We start from the raw sequence: 11,236 nt of genomic DNA, 5'->3' as shown, positions 1-11,236 counted from the left end.
AACTGCTGGGTAAACCTGGCAGTTAAACGGGTAGCCGTCAATTACCCGATGATGTTGTCACTACGAGTAGGAGTACCATAACGGGTATGTTGGACTACTGTGTCGTCAGACACGTGAGCGACAAGCCTCTGAATTTATTCAGGGGCAATTGACCCGCCAACACTATGGTATTAGTCAGAAGCACTTGGCAACGCTGCTAAACGTCTCGGTGCGGACCGTCCAGCATTAGGAACAGGACGATTACGCCCCCAGTGGTCCCGCCGTCAAATTAATTCAACTGTTAGCAAATAATGACGCGATTTTTGCGGAGTTAGCTAGACTAGAGGAGGATGATGAAATCATGTATCTAGAACACGATGACCAAGCTCTCACCATTATGGGCGTTACTTTCCGCAGTGAGGAAGAGTATCGGGCAACGCTCGATGCCCTTATTAATAATATGTATGAGGGGTTTGAACCGACGGTGGATGACGTCAAAATGTCGCAAGAAGTCTACACTACGGGTCCTCTAAGTGCTAAAGAAATTTTGAAACGCATTGAAGCTAGAAATACGGTTCCAAACAAGTGAAAAGTTGGGAAGATTACCTTCAGCCTAACGGTACCTTACGTAATAAATTGGAAATTACAGACGACGAAGAATTACGCGTGGTGGAGTATAACGTCAGTAGGCAGGCGCAACAGCTTATTCGGCAGAACCATTATGTGATTGCCGGCTATCAGCTAACTGGCCGCGACGTCACGGAATTGAGACGCATCAACCAGGCACTCTTAGGTGATATCTACGACTGGGCAGGGCAGTACCGTGAGGTCGATTTCAACAAGAATTCAAACGGCGTCGTCACTCACTTTCATCCGGTCAGTCTATTTGGCAACGCGGAGTGGGATCTTCAGCGGCAGTTAACGGAATTTGCGGCACTACCGTCGGATAAGGTGGTTGTTGCGGACGCGCTGGGTGACCTGGTGACAGCACCAAATATGTTTCACCCGTTTCGCGAAGGCAATGGGCGAACACCCCGAGTCTTCACGGCGGTCCTGGCTCGCCAGAAGGGTTCTGAGCCTGAGGTTCACGCAAGAACAACAGGAAGCCTACATGACAGCCAGTATCCAAGACGACCCAAAACTAATGGCCGTGATATTTCGAGAGATTTTACATTAACTGAAAACGCGAAAATGGATTCGTTTTCCGAAAAAAAGGAGAACGAATCCATTTTTTGAAATTATTAATAATCTTGCGGTGGCAACTGTGATTACAGTTGCCAGATACTACTATTGCCAGCCAAAAATTTAGGCTAAGAACAATCGTAGTCGGAGGAGGTCAGGGATGAAGCCAGCCGTGGCGGTGGTGTTAGACCGAGTGATTCTCTCGGCCTTACACCACGGGCAACTTTGAAGCCCAAGGGGCTGAAGCGTCCCCACAGCAGGCGTAATCCCTGGCAGCCGCAGGCGGCCTTCTATTCTACGGCTTGGTTATTTGTTAACCCGCTTGTACTCGCTATCGAAGTATTTACCATCGCGGATCTCGTCAGGTAAGCCAGCGTAAGGGGCTTCGTCGATAACGTCCTCATTGTTTTGGCCAGCGTCGCCAATGTAGGTGATCGTGGCGAATTCAGGAACGACCATCTTAGGATAAGTCGCGTATTTTTCTCGAGCGGCTTCCATCACGTCGATGTGTTCGTTTTGGTAAGTGACCGTGATTTCAGGATGTTCTTGAACCCACTTGGGGAAGAAGATCGTGCCGTTAACCTTGTTTTCGTTTGGCAGGAAGTCTAAGGCCACGTCGGTCCCGGTTGGTTCCGTCCAAGCGACCTTGTAGATACCCTCGGTCAGCATGACAATGTTGGCTTCCTGGTCTGTTACCCAACGGCCAGCAACCATCCCGCCATGGATTCGGTAATCAACGGTGTGGTCGTTTTTAGCGTACCATTCGTATTCCCAACCGTTGTCGTAGGTGTAGATAAAATGAGTTCCCAAGAAGTCATCGAGGGTTTTGAATTGTTTTGTCATGTGTGAACACTCCTTAAATTATGATATTTGAAACATGTAATTAATTACATGATTAGCTGATGGAATTACTATAAGACGATCGGCACGCTCTGTCAACAATTTTTCTTGATGTTTGGCGGTGAAACTGGTTCAATGAAGGTAAGGAAACCGCGCGAAATCAAGGGGGATGGCCAGTATCGGACAGCGAAATCGACTACAATATATTATTTTGGGCTTATTGAATCAGCGGCCCCAGACCGGCTACGACTTGGCCAAGGCATTTGAAAATGAGATCGGAGAATTTTGGCAGGCTCAGCATAGCCAAATTTACCCGTTATTACGACGAATGGAAGATGCGGGTGAGATTACCCACGAAGACACCGTAGCGGGCGAGAAACTGGCAAAGAAGCAGTATACGCTCACGTCTAGCGGTCATGACAAGCTGGTGGACTGGGTCAGTGAGCCTTCACCAGAATTGACTCCCAGCAAGGATGAATTTATTCTCAAGCTGTACTTTATTAAAACGGACGCAGATCCACGGATTCAACCGATGCTCCGGGAACAGTTGCGTTTGCATCAGACGCAACTTGATCACTTGAAGAGTCGTCAGGAGACGGTATTTCCGACGGCCGCTGCCAAGCAACAAGCGTATGGCCACTACTTGATCTTGGACCATGCCATCGAACGGGAACGAGACTACGTGGCTTGGTTGTCGAAGTATCTGACAGATTAGGGGGATGCGCCATGTACTATCACGTATCGCAGAATCCGACGGGGCAGGTGTATCGGCGCTTGATTCAGGTTCTCGGTGAACACACGGATTACATCGAACTCTCACACTATAATATTGGAGGCGTTCCCTATGCGGCGTCCTACGATCGGGTGATGGCGGCGTTGAAGCCGGACGTCTTGAAGATCCGTCAGGTGTCGCGAAATGCCATGAACGATAGCACCCGGTTCCACGGGATCACGGTGTTTCAAGTGGCTTGTACCAGCAGTACGACGCGCGTTTTGAAACAGTCGGCGACGAGCCTCTATGAATGGGGTGGCCGCGGCGATTCGGAAAGCCCCGACCAGCTACCTTCGGATCTGACCTTCTATCTAGATGATCATTGGATCCTAGCGGCCTTGGGACATGAAGGGTTCGCCGTGGTGAATTTGCCAGAGAAACGGGTGCGTCAGCTACAAGAATTGACAGGAATTGAGCTCGAAGCCTTTACGGCAGATGAGGTTGAAGACTGGGATTTTGATAATTGGGAATGAAGGCCTAGCCTGGAACGGCGTGTTCTGGGCTTTTTTAATTGTTATCGGAAACAGATGCCGGATATAATTAGTTCAGCGACTGTCGTCACCCCTTATTAGCAGAAAAACTTTGATTCCTTTCGATGTTGCCTACCATAGGCCTCAAAAGGGTTGGCTAATTCTGATGCCAATGTCAGCGTTAGTCATGAAACCGGGTGATGGCATGAGATGGTATCGAAAGATTTCTGGTCGTTACGGGCACGTGTATACGCCGACGACGGTTAATCGGGTGATTCCAATTGCCGGATTAGTTTTGTTAGCGGCGAGTCTTGCCTTATTGAAATTCACCAAATTACATGATTGGGGCTTTGGGTTGTATGGCGCGGCAATTTTGGCATGGTGCGATTACATCTCGGTTAAACTTGCCCAACATAAAGTAGGGATCCTAGCCAGTCTCTTCGTGGCCTATGGGTTATTTGTCGTTGTGCTGGGTGGGGTTGGTTTGATCCTGCTCGCCATTATTTTTGGCGAATAGTAGACAAATTAGTTAGCGTAGTTTTGTTTTTTTGAACTATGGTTGGTAGTAGATGCAACCTTTGAAAAGTGGTCAGACTCAATTATTTGGCCGTTTTTTGATTGAGCATTATCGCTCGCCTATGACCTCTATTCAGAGAAAGTAGAGTTACGAAGGGCTAAGCCTGCCACTTTAGTCACGTTATCTTCACAACAACGACCAATCTCAGCCGCAGGGTGGTTCTGTAGAGGCTCAGTGGTGTCGTTTCACTTGGTCGGGTGGGCTTGCCCGGCCTAGTGAAAGCCCGAGTTTGAAGACCATCGCGTTCCTAGCGAGGGGCTTCAAATCGTGGCCACGACGTTCCAGCCTCTACAGAACCGCCCGGAGGCGCGGTACTAAACGACCTTTGGTCTTGAGATTTTGATTCTAAGGTTCTAAGAACTAGGGAGAGCAAAAGGTGAGTTAGGAAGCGTTACTAATTAAGTCCCATCACCAGTTATCCAGTAAGTTATCGGGTATTATGAGGGCGGTAACTAGGTTCGTTTGTCAAGCTGACAGTGGATCTGCACAGATCGACCACTTAGGTTAGAAAAGGTAAGTGGTAGGCAAAATATCGGGATTCACGCGGGTACAACGATCCAGTATGCTATATATGTAAGCGGTTACAAGTTGAGCGGATCAAAATATATGGGGGAGGGTTTCATTATGAGTAAGCTACAGATCTGGAAACAGCGTTTCTTCTATGGCGCGACGGATATGGCCGGTAACCTAATTTGGCAGATTGTTGGGCTGTATCTCTTGTTCTACTACACCACGGTCATGGGCATCTCACCAGCGTTCGTGGGGACTTTGTTCCTGGTTGTTCGGTGTATTGACGCGTTTGACGGGGTGGTCTATGGGTTCTTGATTGACCACACCCACTCGAAATACGGGAAGTCTCGGCCTTACTTCTTATGGTTTGGGATTCCACTGGGGATTTTGACGATTCTGCTATTCTTTAACCCGTCATTCGGGGGTAACAAAGCGTTTCAGTTAACTTGGATTGCCATCATTTACACCTTGTTCAGTCTGGTTTATTCTGGGGCCAACACGCCAATCACGGCTATCTTGCCAAGCTTGACGTCTGATCCAGACGAACGGACGAACTTAGCCAGTGCCCGGATGGTCATGACCAACATCGGGACGGCCGTTATCGGGGCAATTTCATTGCCAATGGTGGCGTTCCTGGGTGGTAAGAATGCCCAGCGTGGGTGGACCATTTGGGCCGCCATGATTGGGGTTGCCATCATGGTTCTGTTCTTCGGAGCCTTCGCTAATTTGAAGGAAAAGCCAATCGTGGAATCGAAGAACGAAAACGAAGCCATCAAAGGCCACTTGGGCGTCTGGGATTCTCTGAAGGGTGCCGCTAAGAACAAACCTTGGGTCCTGTTGAGTCTGAGTTTTATCCTCTTACAAACTTTCTGGGTTATCCGGATGCAAACGGCGGTGTACTATTTAACCTACGTTTATCGTCGGACGGATATGATTGGGTTGTTTAATGGCTTGGTCATTGTGGCCGTCATTGGGAACCTGTCCGTGCCATTCTTAAGTAAGATTATGCGTCACAAATATGTCATGATTGTGGCGATGATTACCTTCGCTATTGGGGAAGCTATCATGCCAATCGGACTGTTACACAAGAATCTTTTCTTCCTCTTTGCGGGGAACATCATCGCGACGATCGCCATGGGGGCCGCCTTCTCAATTGCCTTCGTTATGATTGCCGACACGGTGGAATATGCTCGGACTGAGCTGCGGATTGATGAACCCGGGATTCTGTCCTCTGTCCCAATGGTTGGGGCCAAGTTAGGGATGGGATTCGGTGGTTTCTTAGCCGGCTGGATTCTTTCCTGGGGTGGCTTCAGTGCCGCTGCCAAGATTCAAGGGGCCAAGGCTGTGGCCGCCATCAGTACTAGTTTCATCTGGTTGCCAGTCATTCTGGCCTTGGGAATTGTGGTTATTCTGCACTTCTACAAGTTGGATGAAAACAAGGTTGCGGCGTTAAAGGCCGAACAAGAAAAGACTGAATTAGAACACGAAGAAGCTTAATAATTTTTGACCCGTCAGGGGATCTGGGGGACTCATTGATCCATTGTCGGGTTATCTTATGAGAGGGGTAATCATCATGTTGAATGATACAACAACCAAGCAATCTCTGGGGTATGCGGACGAGTTACGCCGGTTAAAAAGCATGACGGCCACCTGTGTTGAAGATGGTGTGACCAAATGGATCAAGGACCGCGAGCCGTTGCATACATTTGAACCGTTAGTCTGGGAAACCGTGGCCTCGATCGAGGAAAATCCCCAGTTACCGACCGACCTCTTTAGCCTCCAGCAGGGGACGGAAACCTCGGGACAAAAGGATTTAACCACCGTTGAGATGAAGGTGGAAATGCAACAGATCGTCGCCATGAATCGACGGGTTCGGGTCATTCGAATCGCGCGAATGGACCATTTGACGGCGGATAAGGCCCTCATCTATTTCCACGGGGGCGCTTACTATGGTGGGACACCGGAAGATGTGCTGTTGGCCTTGAAGTACGTGGCTGAACAAGCCAACTGTGTGGTCTACAACGTTGACTATGCCCTGGCTCCGGAACAGCCTTATCCGGCCGGCATCTTGGATGGACTGGCCGTCGTGGCCGCCATGACCAAGGACTACCATCACATCTCACTGGGTGGGGACTCCGCCGGGGGTTCGATTGCCTTGGCCGTCAGCCAACTCTGTCACTCCATGGGCATCTGTACAATTGCCTCGCACATGTTGTTCTACCCAACCGTGATTCAGGGGTCGGATCTGGATGGTGAATTGTGGGATGATAGCAGCATCGACATCGTGTCGGAACAGCGACATGCCCTGCATCGGAGCTACCAATTATTCGAACAACTCGATACCATTATGAGTGGGTACTACGTGGCGGATCAGCCGTTAGATCTGACGGCACCGCTCCTGTCACCACTCCTGGCCAATCCCCAGACGTTTAAGCACACGACCCTCTTAGTCGGGGAGTATGATCCATTCCGCTTGCAGGGTGAGGCCTTCATCCAGCAGGTCGGTCGGGCAAACGAAGACGCCAACTATTTCTGTTATGGTGGGGTCAGCCATGCCTTCCTGAATTTCACGGGAAACGTCCCAGCCGTACAAGATGCCTTGCGCTCAGCGGCTAAGTTGATCTAAAGTATAGGCAACATTGGGGGAGATCAGTGTGAACTTACAAGACTATCATTTAACTTTACAAGACGTTTCCGACCAACGACCAGAGTATCTGGAAACGATCTTTTCGTTGGGCAACGGCCACTTCGGTGTTCGGGCCAACGATCCGATTAACGGCAATCCGATTTCTGGGACACTAATCAATGGGTTCTACGAGACTGCCCCCATCACCTATGGTGAGTCGGGCGTCGGCTATGCCCAGAAGCATCAGACGATTTTAAACTTACCGGATCTACGCCACATTCACGTGACGACCAACACCGGGCACCATTTTACCCGGAGTAAACGAACGGCGACCGATCTGGATCTGAGCAGTGGTAAATTGGTCGAGGACTACCTGACCAGTACCGAACAAGGGGAAACGGTCCGGATGACGGTGACTTCCGTCATGGGCCAACAACGCTCAAATTTCTGGGCGATCGGCTATACCTTTGCGCCCGGAAACTACGCTGGCGGTTTGCTGGTGAGCAAGTCGATCGCGGTTCCGGCCGAGGTGGAAGCGATTGCCTCCGCCGATCCCCGGAAGACACGGTTGGCGGGTGTGCCAATCTGTGAGACGACATTTCTAGCCGCCGATTTACAACGTTATCACGTGAAGACGCACAATACCAAGCAGGCGGTGACCCTGTATCTGGGCTTACTCACGGCGCCAGCCAGCCTGTTGCAGCAGCCCGTCGATCTCAGTGACCGGCAACCGCACACGTTGGAATACAAAGTCTACGTGGGTGACATTAGCCGGCAGAATACGATCGACCCGTCGGCCATGTTTGTGCCGACCTCGTTGGATGCCTTAACGGCGGACAGTCGGGACTTCTGGCAGGACGTTTGGCAACGCAGTGAAGTGGCCGTGGAAGGTAACGATGAGTTGGACTTAGCAATTCACTACAATGTGTTCCAACTCAACCAAGCCGCCGGTCGAGACGGCCGGACGAACATTGCGGCCAAGGGATTGAGTGGATCAGGTTATGAGGGCCACTATTTCTGGGATACCGAGATGTATATGTTGCCGTACTTCATCTACACCAATCAACAGATGGCACGGCAACTCCTGGTTTACCGTTACCAGATCCTGCCAAAGGCACGGGAACGGGCCCACGCGTTGGGCGCCAACCAAGGGGCGTTATTTGCTTGGCGGACGATCAACGGGGAAGAGGCCTCGCCATACTTCCCAGCCGGCACTGCGCAGTACCACATCGACGCAGACATTGCCTATGCGGTGGGCAAGTACTATGAGATTACCCGGGATCTGGACTTCATTCTCCAGTGTGGGTTTGAAATGGTGCTTGAAACCGCCCGTTTCTGGGAGGACTTCGGGTCCTGGCAACAGATTGGGACCGAATGCCGCTTTGAATTTCACACCGTGACCGGGCCTGACGAATACACGGCCCTGGTCAACAACAACTACTATACGAACCGGCTGGCTAAACATAACTTCCAGCTGGTCGTCGACCTAGCGCGTGAGATTCAGAAGCGGTCACCGGGGAGTCTCGAAACGTTCGGGGTCAGTGAATCCGACCTGGATGTCTACCAGAACCTGGCGGATCATGTCTACCTGCCATACAGCACCGATCTGAAAATTAATGAGCAGGATGACAGCTTCCTCGACAAGCCACGTTGGCCGAAGGACCGGTCGACGCCGGACAACTTCCCACTATTACTGCATTACCATCCATTGACGATCTATCGTTATCAGGTGGCTAAGCAGGCCGACACCTTGTTGGCAGAATACCTCTTCCCAGAGGATCTGACGACCGAGGAGTTGAAACGCGAATATCGATATTATGAAGGTGTCACGACCCACGATTCTTCTCTATCACGGTCGATCTTCAGTATTCTCGCGGCTCGGATGGATGACCGGGAGAAGGCCTACAACTACTTCATGGATACCGCCAGAATGGACCTAGTCAACCTGCAAGGAAACACGGCGGACGGCTTACATTTGGCGAACCTGGGTGGCAGTTGGCTGGCACTGGTGGCCGGCTTCTCTGGCTTCTATGTTCAGGACGAAGTGGTTCATTTCACCAATCATTTACCAAAGAACCTGAAACGACTGACCTACCGGATGAAGATTGCGGAGAGCGTCTTAGAGATCAATCTGACGGCGACAACAACCAATGTCACGGTCATCAGTGGTCCGATTCCGACATATGGTGTCAGTGTTAATGGCAAACTCATTTCATTAGAAAAAGTCAGTTAAATTAAAACACCCCTTACCCGGGGAACGGAGAGTCTCACGGGTAAGGGGTGTTTTTTGTTTAGCTAATGAGTTTGAGACCGATCACGGCAATTAGAATGACGGCGACCCACAGGAGCTTGCGCCAGTCCTTGGATTCGCCAAAGAAGAGCATCCCGGTGAGAACCCCACCCGCAGCCCCGATCCCGGTCCACACGGCGTAGGCCGTGCCCATTGGTAAAGTTTGTAGGGCGATATCTAGGGCGCCAAAGCTGAAGGTGAAGCCGACCACCATCAGGGTCCACAGCCACCAGGTGCGGCGGTGGATGGCCCAATTCATGAAGGTCACGCCAGACATCTCACAGAGACCGGCGAAGATTAACCAGATCCAAGCTATCTCAGTTCGCCTCCTTAGTTGTCACCGTTTGAAGCCCACCAATGCCGACTAAGAGCAAGACCACCAGGGCAACCTTGGCCACACTGACGGGTTCGTTAAAGGCGAGGATCCCCACCAATGTCGTTCCCAATGTACCGAGTCCGACGAAGACGGCGTAGGCCGTCCCGGCTGGTAGGACCTCGCCAGCCTTGATGAGAAAGTAGAAGCTCAGATAGACCGCGATGGCCGTCAGAACCCATTCCCACCAGGTGTCGGCATGCTTGAAGCCGACCACCCAACTGACTTCGAAGATGGCACCAATAATGACGCGAAACCAATGTTTATTCATGTTTTCCTCCTATAAACTCAGAAAAAGCCTGAGAAATTCTGTCGTGATGACAAAATCTCCCAGGCTTTTTCCCTTCCGTGTCCGTGGGACCACCCACGGGTTTTCTCTCGGACCAGGCCTACTGACGTAGCGGAACCCTAGAAAACAAAGTATGCGATTTGATTCGGTAAGGCTAGATTAGCACGAATTTTGGAGGGGGTCAACCGCGATCGTGGGGGATAAGGGGCCTGAAAACGCCTCATTTGTGACGGTAAAGTGACCTAATTCACGAAAAATGAAATCGATTGCATTTCGATGGCGACTTGTTTTACTGGACTTTTCTGAAAATGTTGACGCGTGAAAACGCCTTCTCAAGTCTGGACCCGATGCTATACTGAAAACGATTTAAAAATGACTAGGTCAGTCATTCAGTGCTTAGCAATTGGTGCCGCGGGTCACGGTCCCCGGCAAAAATATGGAGGTAGCTATTATGCAACTTGGAAGTATTGAAGCCGGTGGAACAAAGTTTGTTTGTGCAATTGGTAACGAAGATTACCGCACGAACAACCGGGTCATCATTCCCACCACGACACCGGAAGAAACCTTGAGTCAGTGTATCGCTTATTTCAAACAATATCCTGATTTAAAGGCGATTGCCATTTCATCATTTGGTCCGATTGAATTACGACGCAACTCACCTAAATACGGGTATGTCACGGATACCCCTAAGCCAGGTTGGTCGAACACGGACTTCTTGGGTCGCTTGAAACAAGACCTGGATGTGCCCATGTACTGGACAACTGATGTGAATGGGTCAGCTTACGGTGAATACGTGGTTTCCACGCTTTTCAACGAAAAGATTAATTCATTGGTTTACTTCACGATTGGGACTGGCGTGGGCGCCGGCGCCATCGTGGATGGCAAGTTTGTCGGGAGCATGGGTCACCCAGAGATGGGCCACGTTCGCGTCAAGCGCCACCCAGACGACTTGGACTTTGACGGCATTTGCCCCTTCCATGGGGACTGTCTCGAAGGCCTGGTCAGTGGACCAACGTTTGAAGCACGGACTGGAAAGCATGGTCATGAAGTGCCAATGACTGATCACGTGTGGGACATTATGGCCTACTACGTGGCACAGGCTGCCTTACAGGAAACTCTGATGATTCGTCCCGACAAGATTGTCTTTGGCGGTGGCGTGGTCAGTCCAGAATTCTTGGTTAAGGTACGCGCCGAATTCGCTAAGTTACTGAATAATTACGTTGACGTGGGCAAGCTCGAAGATTACATCGTGATGCCTTCCGTTAAGGATAATGGCTCAGCCACGCTCGGGGACTTTGCCCTCGCGCTCAAAGAATACAACAAATGAA

The 11,236-nt window shown here is 50.6% G+C and carries 12 protein-coding genes and 1 riboswitch; of the genes, 9 read left to right on the top strand and 3 right to left on the bottom strand.

Annotated features, from left to right (window positions below; translation table 11 throughout):
• Positions 1-340 precede the first annotated feature (340 nt).
• Together OCU14_RS01140 and OCU14_RS01135 are read left to right on the top strand one after the other, a co-directional pair.
• Positions 341-568 carry a hypothetical protein gene (locus OCU14_RS01140; protein WP_261809411.1) on the top strand — a complete coding sequence of 76 codons (228 nt, stop codon included), beginning with the start codon at positions 341-343 and terminating at the stop codon, positions 566-568.
• Positions 565-1,215, top strand: a complete 651-nt coding sequence (locus tag OCU14_RS01135; RefSeq protein WP_261809410.1) for a Fic/DOC family protein — start codon at positions 565-567, stop codon at positions 1,213-1,215. Before OCU14_RS01140 ends, OCU14_RS01135 begins: the two co-directional genes overlap by 4 nt.
• Positions 1,216-1,467: 252 nt before the next feature.
• Here OCU14_RS01135 and OCU14_RS01130 read toward each other — a convergent pair whose 3' ends face one another.
• A complete protein-coding gene (locus OCU14_RS01130) occupies positions 1,468-2,004 on the bottom strand; it encodes a phenolic acid decarboxylase (RefSeq protein ID WP_261809409.1) in 537 nt (178 codons plus the stop codon).
• A gap of 175 nt (positions 2,005-2,179) precedes the next feature.
• On the opposite strand from OCU14_RS01130, the gene OCU14_RS01125 reads away from it, so the two are divergent.
• From OCU14_RS01125 to OCU14_RS01100, 6 genes are all read left to right on the top strand, one after another.
• Positions 2,180-2,716: a PadR family transcriptional regulator gene (locus OCU14_RS01125; protein ID WP_261809418.1), complete on the top strand. Its 537-nt coding sequence runs from the start codon at positions 2,180-2,182 to the stop codon at positions 2,714-2,716.
• Between the two features lie 11 nt (positions 2,717-2,727).
• The gene (locus tag OCU14_RS01120) at positions 2,728-3,246 is read left to right on the top strand and encodes a hypothetical protein (RefSeq protein WP_261809408.1); all 519 of its coding nucleotides are present in this window, start codon (positions 2,728-2,730) and stop codon (positions 3,244-3,246) included.
• A gap of 202 nt (positions 3,247-3,448) precedes the next feature.
• Positions 3,449-3,760 carry a hypothetical protein gene (locus OCU14_RS01115; protein ID WP_261809407.1) on the top strand — a complete coding sequence of 104 codons (312 nt, stop codon included), beginning with the start codon at positions 3,449-3,451 and terminating at the stop codon, positions 3,758-3,760.
• A 684-nt stretch (positions 3,761-4,444) separates the two neighbouring features.
• Positions 4,445-5,827 (top strand): MFS transporter, encoded by a 1,383-nt coding sequence (locus OCU14_RS01110; protein WP_261809406.1) that lies wholly within the window; start codon positions 4,445-4,447, stop codon positions 5,825-5,827.
• Between the two features lie 76 nt (positions 5,828-5,903).
• Positions 5,904-6,956, top strand: a complete 1,053-nt coding sequence (locus OCU14_RS01105; protein ID WP_261809405.1) for an alpha/beta hydrolase fold domain-containing protein — start codon at positions 5,904-5,906, stop codon at positions 6,954-6,956.
• Between the two features lie 28 nt (positions 6,957-6,984).
• Positions 6,985-9,189 (top strand): glycoside hydrolase family 65 protein, encoded by a 2,205-nt coding sequence (locus OCU14_RS01100; RefSeq protein ID WP_261809404.1) that lies wholly within the window; start codon positions 6,985-6,987, stop codon positions 9,187-9,189.
• Positions 9,190-9,247: 58 nt separating this feature from the next.
• Here the strand turns inward: OCU14_RS01100 and OCU14_RS01095 are convergent, their stop codons facing one another.
• Together OCU14_RS01095 and OCU14_RS01090 are read right to left on the bottom strand one after the other, a co-directional pair.
• Complete coding sequence (locus OCU14_RS01095; protein WP_261809417.1) at positions 9,248-9,562, bottom strand: DMT family transporter; 315 nt, start codon at positions 9,560-9,562, stop codon at positions 9,248-9,250.
• 1 nt (position 9,563) lies between these two features.
• Complete coding sequence (locus tag OCU14_RS01090) at positions 9,564-9,890, bottom strand: DMT family transporter (RefSeq protein WP_261809403.1); 327 nt, start codon at positions 9,888-9,890, stop codon at positions 9,564-9,566.
• A 54-nt stretch (positions 9,891-9,944) separates the two neighbouring features.
• Positions 9,945-10,042, bottom strand: a riboswitch (guanidine-I (ykkC/yxkD leader).
• A 317-nt stretch (positions 10,043-10,359) separates the two neighbouring features.
• Here OCU14_RS01090 and scrK point away from each other — a divergent pair.
• The gene (gene scrK, locus OCU14_RS01085) at positions 10,360-11,235 is read left to right on the top strand and encodes a fructokinase ScrK (RefSeq protein WP_261809402.1); all 876 of its coding nucleotides are present in this window, start codon (positions 10,360-10,362) and stop codon (positions 11,233-11,235) included.
• The last annotated feature ends 1 nt before the right edge of the window (position 11,236 follow it).

Origin of the sequence: Levilactobacillus humaensis, assembly GCF_024345185.1 — a bacterium.
GTDB classification, from domain to species: domain Bacteria; phylum Bacillota; class Bacilli; order Lactobacillales; family Lactobacillaceae; genus Levilactobacillus; species Levilactobacillus humaensis.
Note: the sequence above shows the minus strand (reverse complement) of the source record. Positions and strands in the feature narration are given on the sequence as shown.